Here is a 17440-nt window from a genome sequence, read left to right on the forward strand (position 1 = left end):
CGCGAAAGCGTTGTGTCAGACGATACCTCAGGGCCTGACACTGCGCATTCGCGAGCAGGCTCGCTCCCACATTCGATCTTCATCAGCTTCAAGCGTTTTGGGCAGCACCGCCTTCCAGCTTGCGCCACAGCAACCGCACGTTGGCCTTGCGCACCAGGGCGCAGCGGTACAGGCGGATCTCCAGCGGCACATGCCACTGCGGGCCGCCGCACACCACCAGTTCACCGCGAGCCAGTTCGGCGCGCACACTCAATTGCGGCACCCAGGCGATGCCGAGGCCTTCCAGAGCCATGCTTTTCAGGCTGTCGGCCATGGCGGTTTCGTAGATCGTGGTGAAGCGCAACTGGCGCTGGCGCAACAATCCATTCACCGAACGCCCAAGAAACGCCCCGGCGCTGTACGCCAGCAACGGCACACTCGCCTCGCCTTCCAGATCGAACAGCGGTTTGCCATCCAGATCCGCCGCGCACACCGGCAGCATCTCGGTCTGGCCCAAATGCAGCGACGGGAAGATTTCCGGGTCCATCTGCATCGCCGAATCCGGGTCGTAGAACGCCAGCATCAGATCGCAGCCACCTTCACGCAAAGCGTGCACGGCGTCGCCAACGTTGGTCGCCACCAGCCGCGTGGCGATGTTCAGCCCTTCGTTGCGCAACTGGGCGATCCAGCGCGGAAAAAAGCCCAGCGCCAGCGAGTGCGCCGCTGCGACTTGCATGACCTCGCCCTGCCCGCCTTCCAGATGATGCAGATGGCGCAGCACTTCACCGAGTTGTTCGACCACGGTGCGCGCGGTCACCAGAAACAACTGCCCCGCCGCCGTCAGTTCGACCGGCGTGCGCGAGCGATTCACCAAGGTCAGCCCCAGCGCCGCTTCGAGGCTGCGGATCCGCCGACTGAATGCCGGCTGAGTCACGAAGCGCCGTTCGGCCGCCTGCGAGAAGCTGCGGGTGGCGGCCAGGGCACTGAAGTCCTCGAGCCATTTGCTTTCCAGATTCATCACGTCCTCCCGGACACGCACCAAAACAGGTCACACGTCTGCCGCACAGGCGGCGTCACATGGGCATTATGCCGAATGTGCATAGGGCAGTGCTGAACAGCATTGGCCCAAAAATCCCCACAAGCCTAGCATTCGCAGCGTTCCGGCACAGACCGGGTCCTTATCGAGATGATTTCTATCATGTCCTCCGCTGCATCTTTCCGCACAGAAACCGACCTGCTTGGCGCCCTCGAAGTACCGGCCCATGCGTATTACGGCATCCAGACCCTGCGAGCGGTGAACAACTTCCGCCTCTCGGGCGTTCCGATTTCGCATTACCCGAAACTGGTTGTGGGCCTGGCGATGGTCAAACAGGCCGCCGCTGACGCCAACCGCGAGCTGGGTCACCTGAGCGAAGCCAAGCACGCTGCCATCAGCGAAGCCTGTGCGCGATTGATCCGCGGCGATTACCACGAAGAGTTCGTGGTCGACATGATTCAAGGTGGCGCCGGCACTTCCACCAACATGAACGCCAACGAAGTGATCGCCAACATTGCTCTGGAAGCGATGGGCCACGAGAAAGGCGAATACCAGTACCTGCACCCGAACGACGACGTGAACATGGCGCAGTCGACCAACGACGCCTACCCGACGGCGATCCGTCTGGGTCTGCTGCTGGGTCACGACGCGCTGCTGGCCAGCCTCGACAGCCTGATTCAGGCGTTCGCGGCCAAGGGCAAAGAGTTCGACCACGTCCTGAAAATGGGCCGTACCCAGCTGCAAGACGCCGTGCCGATGACCCTCGGCCAGGAATTCCGCGCGTTCGCCACCACCATGGGCGAAGACCTCGCGCGTCTGAAGACGCTGGCCCCGGAACTGCTGACCGAAGTCAACCTCGGCGGCACCGCGATCGGCACCGGCATCAACGCCGACCCGCGTTATCAGGCACTGGCTGTTCAACGTCTGGCTTTGATCAGCGGCCAACCGCTGGTACCGGCCGCCGACCTGATCGAAGCGACCTCCGACATGGGCGCCTTCGTGCTGTTCTCCGGCATGCTCAAGCGCACCGCGGTCAAGCTGTCGAAGATCTGCAACGACCTGCGTCTGCTGTCCAGCGGCCCACGCACCGGCATCAATGAAATCAACCTGCCGGCGCGTCAGCCAGGCAGCTCGATCATGCCCGGCAAGGTCAACCCGGTGATCCCGGAAGCCGTGAACCAGGTCGCGTTCCAGGTCATCGGTAACGACTTGGCGCTGACCATGGCAGCCGAAGGCGGCCAGCTGCAACTGAACGTGATGGAGCCGCTGATCGCCTTCAAGATCCTCGATTCGATCCGCCTGCTGCAACGCGCCATGGACATGCTGCGCGAGCACTGCATCGTCGGCATCACCGCCAACGAAGCGCGCTGCCGCGAACTGGTCGAGCATTCGATCGGTCTGGTCACCGCACTGAACCCGTACATCGGCTACAAAAACGCCACCCGCATCGCCCGTATCGCCCTTGAAAGCGGCCGTGGCGTACTGGAACTGGTGCGCGAAGAAGGTCTGCTCGACGAAGCCATGCTCGCCGACATCCTGCGCCCGGAAAACATGATTGCCCCGCGTCTGGTTCCGCTCAAAGCCTGAGCCGACGCGAACTTGTAGCACCGCTCACCAGGTCGAGGGACTAGACACCTCTCACCTTTTGAGGGCTTGGGGATTTTGTCCCCGAGCCCTTTTTTTTAACTGTTTATCCGGAGACCCGAACGTAGAGGACTGAACAATATGCAGGTGAGCCCTTGTGGCGAGGGGATTTATCCCCGCTGGGCTGCGAAGCGGCCCCGATACCAACAATAAGGATGTACCAGAAACACCGCGTGCAATGGTTTACGACTGCTTCGCAGCCGAACGGGGATAAATCCCCTCGCCACAAACACCAAGTGTTTCAAAGCTTCGTTTCGTCGCTTGCACCACTACCGTGCAGACGGGCGCGCCACTGATCGGTATAGTGCCGCCCCTCTTCGCGTGAGCGGTCGTCGGTAACGAGGCCATAACCCATGCGAAACCCGAACTAATAACAAAACCCGCGATATGGATCCGGGACGAAACCTTCGCCTCACCCGTCGTGCCGCGCGCAGACCGGTGTAACACGATGTTTCTCCGATCCAGCATCTGCACCCACAAAAAACAGCGAGGATAAATCCATGCTCGAAGTCATCAACGACTTCCTCTCAGGGAAAGTACTGATCGTGCTCATTGTCGGGCTCGGTAGCTACTTCACGATTCGCTCGCGTTTCGTTCAACTGCGTCATTTCTTCCACATGTTCGCGGTGTTCCGCGACAGCCTCAAAGGCAGCGCCGGGCAACTCAGCTCGTTCCAGGCCTTGATGCTCAGCCTCGCCGGCCGCGTCGGTGCAGGCAACATTGCCGGTGTCGGCATCGCCGTGACCCTCGGTGGTCCGGGTGCGGTGTTCTGGATGTGGGTGACCGCACTGGTCGGTATGTCCAGCAGCTTCTTCGAGTGCACCCTGGCCCAGGTCTACAAGCGCGCCGATGGCGACGGCCTGTACCGTGGTGGCCCGGCGTATTACATCCAGCACGGGCTCAAGCTCAAGGGCATGGCGATAGTCTTCTCCGTTCTGCTGCTGGTCACCTACGGCTTCGCCTTCATCGGCCTGCAGTCCTACACCGTGACCCACTCGCTGCAGAACGCCTTTGACTTCAACCCGCAACACACCGGGATCGTCCTCGCGGTGCTGCTGGCCATCACCTTTATCGGCGGGATCAAGCGCATCGCCTCGGTCTCCGACCTGTTGGTACCGATCAAAACCCTGGCCTATATCGGCGTGACCCTGTACGTGATCGGCACCCAGATCGAACACGTACCGGCCATGCTGGAAACCATCTTCAAGAGCGCCTTCGGCCTCGACCCGGCGTTTGCCGGTCTGCTCGGCAGCGCCATTGTCATGGGCGTGAAGCGTGGCGTGTTCGCCAACGAAGCGGGCTTGGGCAGTGCGCCGAACGTCGCCGCTGTGGCCGCCGTCAAGCACCCGGGCGCCCAGGGCGTGGTCCAGGCTTTCAGCGTGTTCCTCGACACCTTCGTGATCTGCACCTGCACCGCGCTGCTGATCCTGCTGTCGGGCTTCTACACCCCGGGCTTCGAAGGTGACGGCATCGTCCTGACCCAGAACTCGCTGGCTGCCGTGGTCGGTGACTGGGGTCGCATGTTCGTCAGCGTCGCGCTGTCGCTGTTCGTCTTCACCTGCATCCTCTACAACTACTACCTGGGCGAGAACAGCTTGCAGTTCCTCAGCCGCAACCGCGCCCTGCTGATGCTGTTCCGCGGCCTGGTGCTGGCGCTGGTGGTGTGGGGTTCGATGCAGGACCTGACGACGGTATTCGCCTTCGCCGACATCACCATGACCTGTCTGGCCTTCGTCAACCTCGTGGCCCTGGCCATGCTGTTCAAGGTCGGCCTGCGGGTGATGCGCGACTACGATGAGCAGCGTCGCGCCGGCGTCAAACAGCCAGTGTTCGACTCGAGCAAATTCGCCGACCTGGATCTGGATCGCAACGCCTGGCCGGTCAACCCGCCAGCAGCAGCGGGCCAGACTGAAACTTCGCCGCAAGGCGTACCTGCAGCGCAACGCTGACAGGTGAATGACGGGCGCATCCCCTGCGCCCGTCGGTTATTGTGATGCAATAACTTGTAGGAGTGAGCCTGCTCGCTCCTGCAAGGCCCTCATCGTTTCGGAGAATCCTATGAGCTCGTCGACCTACCCCGCCGCTCAACACGTCATGGTGCTCTACACCGGTGGCACCATCGGCATGCAGGCCAGCGCCAACGGTCTGGCCCCGGCGTCCGGTTTCGAAGCGCGGATGCGCGACTATCTGCACAGCCAGCCTGAGCTGGTAGTGCCGCAGTGGCAGTTTCGGGAAATGTCGCCGCTGATCGACAGCGCCAACATGACCCCGGCCTACTGGCAGCAACTGCGCGAAGCGGTGGTCGATGCCGTGGACGTGCAAGGCTGCGACAGCGTGCTGATCCTGCACGGCACCGACACGCTGGCGTACAGCGCGGCGGCCATGAGTTTTCAGTTGCTCGGCCTGCATGCCCGCGTGTGTTTCACCGGCTCGATGTTGCCGGCGGGCGTGACCGACAGCGATGCCTGGGAAAACCTCGGCGGCGCGCTGGTCGCCCTCGGCCAGGGTCTGGCGCCGGGCGTGCACCTGTACTTCCACGGCGAACTGCTGGCGCCGACCCGCTGCGCGAAAGTGCGCAGCTTCGGCCGCCATCCGTTCAAACGCCTGGAGCGTCAGGGCGGTGGTGTGAAGGCGCCGTCGATCCCAGTCGCGCTGAACTACAACCAGCCGAAGCAACTGGCGAAAGTGGCGGTGTTGCCGCTGTTTCCCGGGATCAGTGCCGAGGTTCTCGACGGCCTGCTCGACAGCGGCATTCAAGGTCTGGTGCTGGAATGCTACGGCAGTGGGACCGGTCCGAGCGATAACCCTGAGTTCCTCGCCAGCCTTGGCCGCGCACGGGATAACGGCGTGGTGGTGGTTGCAGTGACGCAATGCCATGAAGGTGGGGTCGAGCTGGATATCTACGAGGCCGGCAGCCGCTTGCGTGGGGTCGGCGTGTTGTCCGGTGGCGGCATGACGCGCGAGGCGGCGTTCGGCAAGTTGCATGGCTTGCTGGGGGCCGGGCTGGAAACGGCGGAAGTGCGACGATTGATCGAACTGGATTTGTGTGGTGAGTTGATCTGAGCACGGCGCTGGATTGCCCCTCACCCTAACCCTCTCCCAGAGGGAGAGGGAACTGATCGTAGTGTCTTGCGCTATACACCGACCTGATAAACAGTGTCGATTATGGATTCGGCGGCGGTGTCTCACGTCGGTGTATTTCTGCAATATCCCCCGTTCGGCCCCCTCTCCCTCTGGGAGAGGGCTGGGGTGAGGGCCTGCGGCATGCAACTTGCTGCGTCCCAGCCACCTCCAGGCTGGAAGATCCCATGCTCCACTCCCACCTCACCACCCTCAACGCGGTCTCGCTGATCCTCAACACGTTCAAGGCCGAAGGCCTGTCGAGTGAGGCGCTGCTGGCTGGCAGCGGCATCGTGGCGGCCGATCTGCAGCGTGCCGATACGCGCATCACCACCCATCAAGAGATGCAGGTCTGCACCAACGCGGTCGCGCTCAAACGTGACATTGGCCTTGAGTTGGGTCGGCGCATGCACGTGTCCTGTTACGGCATGCTCGGTTACGCCCTGCTGACCTGTGCCACCTTCGGTGACGCTTTGCGGCTGGCGATCCGTTATCCAGCGCTGCTGGGCACGCTGTTCGAACTGAGCCTGGAAGACGATGGCGAGCAGGTCTGGTTCGTCGCAGCCGACTATCGCGAGAGCCCGGCGATGGCGGTGTTCAACGCCGAATTCTGTCTGGTGTCGCTGAAAGTCATCTGCGACGACTTGCTCGGCCATTCCCTGCCACTGCGCGCCACACGCTTCGAACATGCAGCGCCGGACTACCGCGACAGCTACGCCGAACCCTTCGACTCGCCGCTGCACTTTTCGGCCAAGGACAACGCCTTCGCCTTCGACCGCCATTGGCTCGATCAGCCGCTGCCGCTGGCCGACGCGATCACCCATCAGGCCATGGCAGAGCGCTGCCGCAAACAGAATCTGGAGTTCACCGGACGTCAGGCCTGGCTGGGGCGGATTCGTCAGTTGCTCAGCGCGCAACTGAATGCCGCGCCGGGACTGGAAGGTCTGGCACAGCAGATGAAGTGCTCACCGCGCACCCTGCGCCGGCATTTGAAAGACATGGGCAGCAGCTATCAGGAGCTGCTCGATGAACTGCGCTTCGAACGGGCCAAGCAGATGTTGTGTGAGGATCAGCTGCCGATCTATCGGATCGCCGAGACGCTGGGCTTCAGCGAGACCGCGAGTTTCCGGCATGCGTTTGTGCGCTGGAGCGGCGTGGCGCCGAGTCAGTTCAGACCGCATTGATGTCTGCTCCAGGCATGAGCCTGCATGAACAAGGGGCGAATTGCGGTCAGAGGTTTTGGCCATATCGATCCCCTTTTGGCCGCTCCCGACGTTCTCCGATTCAACTTGCGCCGCAACACTGAAGACCACCGAATCAGCCTTGCGGAGAACAACAAATGCTGACGATCTACTCAGACGATCACCACTTGCACCACGGCCGCTGCGAACTCATCGATGGCCAGCTCAAGCCGTGCTTCGAGATGCCGTCGCGTGCCGACCATGTGCTGCAACGCGTGCAGAAGCAAAATCTCGGGGCGGTCGAAGCGCCGAAGGATTTCGGCCTGGAGCCGATCGCGCGCATTCACAGCCGTGACTATCTGGAATTTTTCAAAGGTGCATGGCAGCGCTGGACCGAGTTCAACACTGACGGCGACTTGCTGCCCTACACCTGGCCGGCGCGCACGCTGCGTGCGATCAAACCGACCAGCCTGCACGGCCAGCTCGGTTATTACAGCTTCGACGGCGGCGCGCCGATTACCGCCGGCACCTGGCAAGCGGCCTACAGCGCAGCGCAAGTGGCCCTGACCGCACAAGAAGAAATCCAGCGTGGCGCACGCGCGGCCTTCGCCCTGTGCCGTCCGCCGGGGCACCATGCCGCCAGCGACTTGATGGGCGGTTATTGCTACCTCAACAACGCCGCCATCGCCGCTCAAGCCTTTCTCGATCAGGGCAACAAGAAAGTCGCGATCCTTGACGTCGACTACCACCATGGCAACGGCACTCAGTCGATTTTCTACGAACGCAGCGACGTCCTGTTCACTTCGATCCACGGCCACCCGGAAGCGGAGTTTCCGTTCTTCCTCGGCTACGACGACGAGCGCGGCGAAGGTGCCGGTGAAGGCTTCAATTTCAACTATCCGCTGCCGGCCGGTTCCGGCTGGGATGTGTGGAGCGCGGCGCTGGATCAGGCCTGCGACGAGATCGATCGCTATGGCGCGGACATCATCGTTGTCTCCCTCGGCGTCGACACGTTCAAGGACGACCCGATCTCGCAGTTCAAACTCGACAGCCCGGATTACCTGGCCATGGGCAAGCGCATCGCCGCCCTCGGCAAGCCGACCCTGTTCGTCATGGAAGGTGGCTACGCGGTGGAAGAAATCGGCATCAACGCAGTGAACGTGCTGGAAGGTTTCGAACAATGAAAAAGCGACTGATCGCCTCGGCGCTGTGCGCGGCTCTGCTCAACGCTGGCGCCCACGCCGAAGAACGCACGCTGCGCGTCTATAACTGGTTCGACTACATCACGCCCAAGGCGCTGGACGACTTCAAGGTACAGAACAGCCAGACCAAACTGATCTACGACATCTTCGACACCAACGAAGCGCTCGAGGCCAAGCTGCTCACCGGCAACTCCGGCTATGACGTGGTGGTGCCGTCCAACGTGTTCCTCGCCAAGCAGATCGAGGCCGGGGTGTTCCAGCCGCTGGATCGCAGCAAACTGCCGAACTGGAATCACCTTGATCCGAAACTGATGAAGCTGATCGAGGCCAACGACCCGGGGAACAAGTTCGCCGTGCCATACATGTACGGCACCATCCTCATTGGTTTCAACCCGGCCAAGATCAAGGCAGCGCTGGGCGACAATGCGCCCGTGGACAGTTGGGACCTGATCTTCAACGAAGAGAACATCAGCAAGCTCAAGCAGTGCGGCGTCGCCCTGCTCGACTCGCCGTCGGAAATTCTGCCGCTGGCTCTGCAACACCTCGGTCTCGACCCCAACAGCAAGAAGCCAGCGGATTACGCCAAGGCCGAAGCGCTGCTGATGAAGATCCGCCCTTACGTGACGTACTTCCATTCCTCCAAGTACATGGCTGACATTGCCAACGGCGACATCTGCGTGGCCGTCGGTTATTCCGGCAGCTTCTCGCAAGCGGCCAACCGCGCCAAGGAAGCGAAAAACGGCGTGGTGGTCGATATGCGCTTGCCGAAAGAAGGCGCGCCGATCTGGTTCGACATGCTCGCGATTCCCAAGGGCGCGAAGAACACCGAAGACGCTTACACCTTCATCAACTACCTGCTGCAACCGGCGGTGATTGCCCTGGTCAGCGATTTTGTCGGGTATCCGAACCCGAACAAGGACGCCACCGGCCTGGTCGATCCAGCCATTCGCAACAACCCGAACCTGTACCCGACCGATGCGGCAATGAGCACGCTCTACACCTTGCAGCCGCTGCCTCGGGATGCCGAACGCGCACGCACGCGGGCCTGGACGAAAATCAAATCCGGGACCTGAAACCGGCTCGTTTGCCGAAGACCCGCCGAGGCGGGTCTTTTTTTGCCTGGCAGCTTTATCTACCGCACGGGTCGCTGTCGCGCCTTTTAACTTGACCTGCTCCGCCGCCCTCGCGGCGTCCCGACAGAGCAGGAAACCACCATGACCGCCATTCCCAAAGCCAGTGCCGTCGATATCGTGACTCAGCTGGTTACCGGCCCCTCGCTGCAAGAAGTTGCATCAAAAACGCTGCGCGAAGCCCTCAAGACCTTGTACCCGAATCTCGACATAGACCCGCGTCTGGCGATGGTCGTGCAACCCACCTGGGCCATTGTGGAGGGTCGAGTAGTACCCGACGGGTATCAGGCTGGATCGCTGACCAACGCCCTGGTGCGGCTCGGCCTGTCCGGTACCACGGTGACGTACCTCGATGGCGAGCATTACCTGACCCTGCAACCCGGCGTGCCCGCCCCTGCGCATCTGCCGGTGAAGATCGATGCGATCGGCCTGTTGCTCAACGAACTGGCACCGCTGCTGTTCATCGCCTACAAGGAACAGCACGTCGACTACTGGGACGAGTTCACCTATCCCGGGCAACCGCGCTGGCAGCAATTGTCCGAGGCACTGCGCAATCTGTGGAACGTCGATGCCAGCGTCGGCTGGGATGCCGATGAAATCGCCATGGCCCAGGCGATTTTCAAACAGCCCGACCCGCAACAACGCCTGGCCCCCGCCCCGTACTCGGCAAAGGCATACCTGATTGATCTCGATCGAGGGAGCGCCGACACGCAAAGCCACTTGACCCTGCTCGACGCCGCAGTGTTGGTCGGCAGCATCGCAGACCGTACATTGATTCTCACCCACGCGATTACTCAGGGCTTTCAGCGTTTCGATTCACTGGAGGAACTCGGCGAGGCTCTGCTGCGGATATATGGCGCAAACGCCTCGGGCGAAGATCTCAAGTGGCGGCTGGTCGAACCCCAGGGCAATTTCTTCGACCAGCAGGCCTGCACCCTGATTTCCCTGGAAGCGGATGCCTTGGGCAAAATCAGTTTTTTTCAGGACTCCCCTGATAAACGCGTCTATCCGCATACCGGCACGGCCGGCAAACCGGCACAACCGACACCGCGCCTCGAAGCGCACTTCGAGCGTTTACAGCCGATGCTTCCAGACTGGCTGAACGACGCCTTGCCCATCGATCAGACACGTTACAGCCGGCACCTGCTGGACCTGACGACGCTGCAGCACGAGAACAACGGCAAATCCTTTCAGAACGAAATCACCAGCCTGCAGGCGTTCACTCGGGCAGCGCTGATCAAACAGATTCTCAAGGAGCAGCCCGACGCCAAAGACCTGGACATCGACAACATCGAAATCACCATCACCAGTCTCGTGGTCTGGGGCACGTTTGTGTTGCCGGGAAATACTCAGACTCAGACATGGACGCTGACCGAGCTCGCCCTGCAAAACCTCGCTGGCCTGCCCTTGGGCAACAAGACTGTGCGGTACAAGGATGGCAGCCCGGTACCCGAGTGGTTGAGCGCGACTTTTCTGGAAAAACTGGTCAGCACGGTCGACATCGGCAAGACCTACCCGGCGCATCTCAAGGCCGTACTGATAGACGACGCAGAGCAAGCGTCACGGTTGGAAAGGCTCTATACCAGTCAGCTACGCGTCGAGCTGCCATTGCTGGCGTTGCAGCACAAGATCCAGGGCAGAGCCGGCATTGACGAATCGGGTTATCGATACGTGGTTGCCGCATTGGCCACGACTGACGCAGAACGCTACGTCGATGGTGAGGAAATCGTCATTCGCCCTTTGGCCTTCGTCGCTCATCGCAGCCGCTCCACCGCAGACACTGTCGACAACATGTATGTCATAGGCCCGCGCGATGCCGACAAAGGGCCGTGCGTGCTATATCGACCGCTGTTCGACAAAGCTCTGCTGCAATATCCGGGGCCGGCCAATCTGCTTTTTGCGATCCAGCATTCGCGACATCTGCGCGACTCGGTACTGGCCTGGTTGCCGGACGATGTGCGCTTCAATTACAGCCAGTTCGTCTTCACCGCCAGGCTGCCGTCGGTGTGGACGATCCCGCAACTGATGATCAACCCGACCACAGCACTGGACATGTCAGGCGCGGTCGCGCTGGGCACTCAGGTGATCGCCAGCGATGTCCTCGCCACCCTGCACGAACGCAACGTCAAGGCGCTTGTCACTCAAGCCGACCGGCAATCGGTCTCCGATGCAGAAGCACGCTGGGCCTCGCTGAAACAGGGTGGCTGGGTGATGCTCAATGCCGCACTGCCGTTTCTGGGCCGCAGCGCAGGTACAGCGGCGTGGATCTGGCAGATCATGGATGATCTGCAGGAAATCACCGACGGCGCCAACGAGCAATCGGCGAAAGTCGCCTGGACGGCCATCGCCGATATCCTCCTGGCGCTGGGCATGGTGCTCGCCCATCGTGCGGCAATCGGTGATGCGCCATCGACGCCCGTGGCCACAACGCTCGAAGAGGACACAGCGACGAGCAAACCTGCCGCCAGAATCGTCAAAGCGCTGCGCCAGCCGGACATCACCGGCCCGCAATTGACCGAAGCCCATGGCACATCGATCGACAGCATCACGGCGTTGAAACGATCCCCGTTGGCCCTCGCCAAGCTGTTGGATACGTTCAAGCTCGCCAAGCCTAAAGGGCTTGGCGCTGCCACCAGAGAGGGTGCGCAGCGAGGCCTCTACGCCCACGCAGACAAATGGTACGCCCGCGTCGGTGAACGCTGGTTCGAAGTCGCGCGCAACGCGCATGGCGATGTGCACATCGTCGATACGCGTCAGCCCACCCGACCTGCCGGACCCAGGCTGGCCTATACCGCCAACGGCCAGTGGGTAATCGATCTGCGCTTGCGTTTGCGCGGCGGCGGACTGGAGGAAGGTCGCCAAGCCGCGCAAGGCATTAGAAACAAGGAGGTGGCCGTATTGGCCGAGCAGATTACTGCGTTCGATTTGACGATGGAGAGCAAAGGGAGCCGTCTCGATGCAGACCGCAACAGCCTGCACGATGCCCCTGCGCAGGCACGCGAGCAAGCGCTTGCGCAGTACCTTGCCACGCTCGATTCACAGCACAACGAATATGCCGCAAACATCAAGCTGATCAAGCAGCTCAACTGCAAGCAGTCGATTCCCAACTACCGCACGGTAATGCCGGAGCGGTTGGACATGCAGTTGTTTCTGGGACAGGAGTGGCTGAGTCATAACGCTTCGGATTACCAGCAGCGGGTACTGGCGGTGCAGGCGATACTCGACGACGAACTGCGCAGCGAATCGCAGGCAGCCACCTCTGCGTTCGAACAGTTGAACGATGTCACTCAAACCATTATCGAGAAAATGGAGTCGGCTGAAGCCTGCATGGATGAACTGACCAGGCTGGGACCTGATGGTCTGGAGATAAAGCAGAAATACAACATCAGCCTGGCGCCCTACCCGCTGGATGATCTGAAGACTCTGCAGATCAGTCTCGGCCAATACACCTGCATCAAGCCCGGCGATTCCACCGCTCATGTCGAGGCGCAACAAGCGCTGGCCAGTCTGTTCGAAGATGCTGCGCTGAACGTTCAGAGTTCGCGGGACCTGAGCGCCGATGAAAGCCTCAGTGATCTGCGCATACGCATCGACGCCCTGAGCCAGGTGAGCGAACAGTTTGCTTCCGTGGACAAGCGTTTCGATGACCTGGCGAGTGAATATTCCGAACACATACACACGGAGCGACTCAAGCAGTTGCAGGCGCGCGTGGCCGCATTCAAGGAAAGCGCCGACAATCGACTCGCCGATCTGTTGCGCTACCGGCATTTACTGGTGCCGCAAGCCGGTCCGTCGAGACCTTCCACGTCATCTTCGAATCGGCAGATCATCAAGACGCGCAACAAGGGCATCCTGGTCGGCGAACGGAAAAAAAGCCTCGACGGCAAAGACACCGATCTGGTCGAAGTCAGTACAGCACTGACGAGAGTCATCGCGACATTCAAGGAGGAGTCGCCAGGTATCTGGGTCGAACAGAATGCACGGCCGGCACCGTCGCCGAAAGCCCGGCCCAACCTCAACAACAGCATCAGCGCAGGGCAGGCCTTGATCGACGGGCTGGCGGCGTTTCATCGGCGCATCGAGGCGCGCCTCAAACGCGGCTCGCGCATTCCGGTGGAAGTCGAAGAGGAATACCACAACCACGCCGCCCTGTTGCGCAAGGCCGGTGCCGCCATCGATGAAGCGTTGACGGCGAGTAACCTCACCGCTGCTCTGCATGAACCGTCCGAAACGCTCAACCACAAGCTCGACGCTGCGGCTACGACGCTGGAGGAAAAGGGCACCAGCACGCGAATCCGTCTGGTCAAGCAACAACTACCAACAGCCGCCGGGGTCGAGTGGCTCAAGGACAAGGGCGAAGTGAACATTTCGAAAACCCTGACCCGACGGCGCCTGAGGCGCCATAAGAATGACTTCCTCGACGAGTATCAGATTCGCGATGCGCATACCGACAAAATCCTCTGCTATGCGCATTTCCATTACAGCAGCGCCGACGCGCCCGATGGCGCATTTTTGCGTGGACACATGAAGACAGTTGCCCAGCACCGCCTCGGAGGCACCTCTGAAATAACCGATGTGGATAATCAGAGGCTGATCGAAATCCATCGCAGCGAAATTTCCAGTCGCAGCGCCGAAACGCTGTTCTTCACTCTCGCCAAGCCTGCCGCAGACGCGACAGCGCCGCTTTGATTGCTGGCTCTGGTACAGCAGCGAACCCCAACACCAGGCCGGCGCGCTTATCCATGGGCGTAGTCGAATCGGGGAGCCAGTAGCTGCTCAGGCCGTTGATTTCGACATCGACCTCAGCGGCCAGAGCGATCAATTGCTGCTCGCGCTCGATGTTGTCCACGGCGACGGTCAAGTGCAGCCCGGCCGGCACGGCGGGCAGTTGACCGACGCCGGCGACCGTCGGCCAGCCTTCGAGCAGGCAGTTGCGTCGGCTCAGCGCAGCCCGGCGCATGCGGCGGATATGCCGCTGGAAATGCCCGGCGGCCATGAATTCGGCCATCACCGCTTGCGTGCTGACCTCCGAGTGCCGCACATCGACGGCGCGGCGTTGCGCGAACGCCTCGACCAGCGCGGGCGGCAGCACCAGATAGCCCAGGCGCAACGCCGGAAAAGCGACCTTGCCAAACGTGCCGACGTAGAGCACACGCCCCTGACGATCAAGTGCCGCTAACGGCGCCAGCGGTGCGCCGGTGTAGCGGTACTCGCCGTCGTAATCATCCTCGACGATCCAGCCGCCGACACGCTCGGCCCAGGCGAGCAGCTCCAGACGCCGGGCCAGGCTCATCACCACGCCGGTCGGGTACTGATGAGACGGCGTCACGTAAGCCACCCGACAATCGCTGAGCTGAGCCATGGCGCTGCAATCAATGCCGTCGCTGTCTACCGCCACCCCATGCAATTTCGCCCCCGCTACAGCGAAGGCATGTCCGGCGGCGCGATAGCCCGGATTCTCGATCGCCACGCCGTCCCCAGGCTCGACCAGCAGCTGTGCACAAAGGCTGATGCCCTGCTGCGCGCCACTGGTGATCACAATTTGCTCAGCCGTGCACTGCATGCCCCGCGAACTGCGCAAATACGCAGCAATCATGCCGCGCAGCCGCGCGTCCCCGGCCGGGTCGCCGTAACACAGCTGCTGTAGATCCGGTTTGCGCCAGAAAGCCGCGTTGAGCTTGGCCCAGACCCCGAACGGAAACAGATCGAATGCAGGCACACCCACCCGAAAAGCACGCGGCGGACCGCTCGGTGGTCGCGGCAAATGATGCTTTTCAATGCGGGAAAATCCGTCGCTGTGGATAACTTTGCTGGATGGATTCACAGGTAAATCCAGCCAATTTGTGGATAAGGCTGTGGGTAAGCCTGTTGACAAGCCTGTGGATGAATTTGTGGATAGTTTTTTCCCAGGCGTGGATGCCTGAGCCAATCGCGCCACGTAAGTACCGTCGCCAACCCGCCCTTCGATAAACCCCTCGGCATACAACTGATCGTAAGCGCGCACCACGCTGTTGCGGGAAATGCCCAGCGCCGAGGCCAAATCTCGGCTGGCCGGCAATCGCGTGCCACTGGCCAGACGTCCATCGAGCACCCGCAGGCGCAGAGCCTGATAGAGCTGGCGGCTCAGGCCCTGACGGCGATCAAGCTCGATACCGGCCGGGTTGAAGGGCATCGACAAGGGTGGCAGATCAGGCATGGCGAATGGACCTATGAAATGGCTCAGCAATGGCTCTTACAACGGACCAATAGCCTGCCTAGGATGCAGGCATTCGCCAAGGAAAATCTGTCCATGTACACGCCACGCGCCTATGCCATCGAAGACTTGTCCCAACTGCACGAACTGATCCTCGCCACGCGCCTGGCCATTCTGGTCAGCCACGGCGAAAGCGGCCTGCAAGCCAGCCACGTGCCGGTGCTGTTGCATCGCGAACAGGGCGAATACGGCACGCTCTACGGCCATCTGGCCAAGGCCAATCCGCAGTGGAAGGACCTGCGGGACTGCGCCGAGGCGATGCTGATCTTCGCCGGCCCGGACGCCTACGTCAGCCCAAGCTTGTATCCGAGCAAAGCCGAGCACGGCAAGGTCGTGCCGACCTGGAACTACATCGCCGTGCACGCCTACGGTCAGGCCGAGACCTTCAGCGATGGCGGCCGCTTGCTCGACATCGTCAGCACCCTCACCGACCGTCACGAGGCAGGCCGTGCCCAGCCGTGGTCGGTGGACGATGCGCCGGCCGACTACATCGACACCATGCTCAAAGCCATCGTCGGCTTCGCCATTCCCATCGACCGCCTCGAAGGCAAACGCAAGCTCAGCCAGAACCGTAGCGCCGAAGATATCGCCGGGGTGCGCGAAGGCCTCGCCGCCAGCCCCGACGCCAACGATCAAACCCTCGCCAGCCTGATGCGCTAAGGAAATCCGCATGACTCAGATCGACATTCGCCCGGTCAGCGCCAACGACCACGCCGCTTGGCTGCCGCTATGGCAGGCGTACCTGCGCTTCTACAACACGGAACTGCCGGACGCTGTCACCCAAAGCACTTGGCAGCGTTTTCTCGACCCGAATGAACCGACCCACGCCGCCCTCGCCTGGGCTGAAGGCAAAGCGCTGGGCATGGTGCATTACATCTATCATCGCTCGAACTGGAGCATCGAGAATTCCTGCTATCTGCAGGATCTGCTGGTGGTGCCGGAAGCCCGTGGCACCGGTGTCGGTCGGCTGTTGATCGAGCATGTCTACGCTACCGCCAAGGCTGATGGTTGCTGCAAAGTCCACTGGCTGACCCATGAAACCAACGCCACCGCGATCCAGCTCTACGAGCGCATTGCCGAACGTCCGGGATTCATCCAGTTTCGTAAAGCCCTTTAAGGAGACGCGCACATGACCGCTTCACTCGCTGACTGGAAAGGCGTCCCCGCCCCCTTCGCCACCCTGCTCGAAGGCCGTTTCATCCGCTTGGAAAAGCTAGACCCGGCGCGGCATGCCGAGCAGCTTTACGCCGCCCTCGAAGGGCCCGGTGCCGATCCGAAGCTCTGGGATTACTTGCCTTACGGTCCGTTTCCCGAGCGCAGCGCGTTCAACGACTGGCTGAACAATCATGCGGCCAACAGCGACCCGTATTTCTTCAGCGTCATCGACCGCGCGACTGGTCAGGTGCAAGGCATCCTCAGCCTGATGTCGATCGTCCCGGCGCAGGGCCGCATCGAAATCGGCCACGTCACTTTCGGTGCGCCGATGCAGCGCTCGCCGAAAAGCACCGAGGCGGTGTACCTGCTGGCCAAGTATTCGTTCGAGCTGGGTTACCGGCGCCTGGAATGGAAGTGCAACAACGGCAACGCCCGCTCCAAATACGCAGCCGAGCGTCTGGGCTTCAGTTTCGAAGGGGTGTTTCGCCAGCACATGGTGGTCAAGGGGCAGAACCGCGACACCGCGTGGTATTCGATTCTGGATGCGGAATGGCCGGCGATCGGTGCGGGATTCGAGCGCTGGCTGAGCGATGAAAACCAGACGCCTGATGGCCAGGTGAAAGGCTTGGCCGAGTGCCGTAGCTGATCGTCACAAAGCCCCTGTGGGAGCGAGCCTGCTCGCGAAGGCGCTGTGTCAGTCACTGAAATATTGACTGACTGACCGCTTTCGCGAGCAGGCT

General features: G+C 61.4%; 12 protein-coding genes. 10 read left to right on the forward strand and 2 right to left on the reverse strand.

Annotation, left to right across the window (positions count from 1 at the left end; translation table 11 throughout):
* Nucleotides 1-88 precede the first annotated feature (88 nt).
* Nucleotides 89-997 carry a LysR substrate-binding domain-containing protein gene (locus tag QMX86_RS22595; RefSeq protein ID WP_073470875.1) on the reverse strand — a complete coding sequence of 303 codons (909 nt, stop codon included), beginning with the start codon at nucleotides 995-997 and terminating at the stop codon, nucleotides 89-91.
* 180 nt (nucleotides 998-1177) lie between these two features.
* On the opposite strand from QMX86_RS22595, the gene aspA reads away from it, so the two are divergent.
* The 7 genes from aspA (at nucleotide 1178) to QMX86_RS22630 (ending at nucleotide 13981) form a co-directional block, all read left to right on the forward strand.
* Entirely contained in the window at nucleotides 1178-2602 is a 1425-nt protein-coding gene (aspA, locus tag QMX86_RS22600; RefSeq protein WP_016772472.1) for an aspartate ammonia-lyase, read from the forward strand.
* Between the two features lie 557 nt (nucleotides 2603-3159).
* Nucleotides 3160-4608 carry an alanine/glycine:cation symporter family protein gene (locus QMX86_RS22605; RefSeq protein WP_076564612.1) on the forward strand — a complete coding sequence of 483 codons (1449 nt, stop codon included), beginning with the start codon at nucleotides 3160-3162 and terminating at the stop codon, nucleotides 4606-4608.
* A gap of 109 nt (nucleotides 4609-4717) precedes the next feature.
* Nucleotides 4718-5722: an asparaginase gene (locus tag QMX86_RS22610; protein ID WP_282385764.1), complete on the forward strand. Its 1005-nt coding sequence runs from the start codon at nucleotides 4718-4720 to the stop codon at nucleotides 5720-5722.
* A gap of 245 nt (nucleotides 5723-5967) precedes the next feature.
* Nucleotides 5968-6963: an AraC family transcriptional regulator gene (locus tag QMX86_RS22615; RefSeq protein WP_071171383.1), complete on the forward strand. Its 996-nt coding sequence runs from the start codon at nucleotides 5968-5970 to the stop codon at nucleotides 6961-6963.
* 155 nt (nucleotides 6964-7118) lie between these two features.
* Nucleotides 7119-8144 carry a histone deacetylase family protein gene (locus QMX86_RS22620; protein WP_071171382.1) on the forward strand — a complete coding sequence of 342 codons (1026 nt, stop codon included), beginning with the start codon at nucleotides 7119-7121 and terminating at the stop codon, nucleotides 8142-8144.
* A complete protein-coding gene (locus QMX86_RS22625) occupies nucleotides 8141-9235 on the forward strand; it encodes a polyamine ABC transporter substrate-binding protein (RefSeq protein WP_282385763.1) in 1095 nt (364 codons plus the stop codon). Before QMX86_RS22620 ends, QMX86_RS22625 begins: the two co-directional genes overlap by 4 nt.
* Nucleotides 9236-9376: 141 nt before the next feature.
* On the forward strand, nucleotides 9377-13981 hold the full coding sequence (locus QMX86_RS22630) for a DUF6543 domain-containing protein (protein WP_282385762.1): 4605 nt from the start codon (nucleotides 9377-9379) through the stop codon (nucleotides 13979-13981).
* On the opposite strand, the gene QMX86_RS22635 is transcribed toward QMX86_RS22630, so the two are convergent.
* Nucleotides 13938-15488 (reverse strand): PLP-dependent aminotransferase family protein, encoded by a 1551-nt coding sequence (locus QMX86_RS22635; RefSeq protein WP_282385761.1) that lies wholly within the window; start codon nucleotides 15486-15488, stop codon nucleotides 13938-13940. The genes QMX86_RS22630 and QMX86_RS22635 overlap by 44 nt on opposite strands.
* Nucleotides 15489-15581: 93 nt before the next feature.
* On the opposite strand from QMX86_RS22635, the gene QMX86_RS22640 reads away from it, so the two are divergent.
* The 3 genes from QMX86_RS22640 to QMX86_RS22650 are packed head-to-tail and all read left to right on the forward strand — an operon-like array spanning nucleotide 15582 to nucleotide 17346.
* Nucleotides 15582-16205 carry an FMN-binding negative transcriptional regulator gene (locus tag QMX86_RS22640; protein WP_282385759.1) on the forward strand — a complete coding sequence of 208 codons (624 nt, stop codon included), beginning with the start codon at nucleotides 15582-15584 and terminating at the stop codon, nucleotides 16203-16205.
* 10 nt (nucleotides 16206-16215) lie between these two features.
* A complete protein-coding gene (locus QMX86_RS22645; RefSeq protein WP_024014846.1) occupies nucleotides 16216-16662 on the forward strand; it encodes a GNAT family N-acetyltransferase in 447 nt (148 codons plus the stop codon).
* Between the two features lie 12 nt (nucleotides 16663-16674).
* Nucleotides 16675-17346 carry a GNAT family protein gene (locus QMX86_RS22650; protein ID WP_282385758.1) on the forward strand — a complete coding sequence of 224 codons (672 nt, stop codon included), beginning with the start codon at nucleotides 16675-16677 and terminating at the stop codon, nucleotides 17344-17346.
* The last annotated feature ends 94 nt before the right edge of the window (nucleotides 17347-17440 follow it).

Source organism: Pseudomonas sp. PS01270 (assembly GCF_029959775.1).
Taxonomy (GTDB): Bacteria; Pseudomonadota; Gammaproteobacteria; order Pseudomonadales; family Pseudomonadaceae; genus Aquipseudomonas; species Aquipseudomonas atacamensis.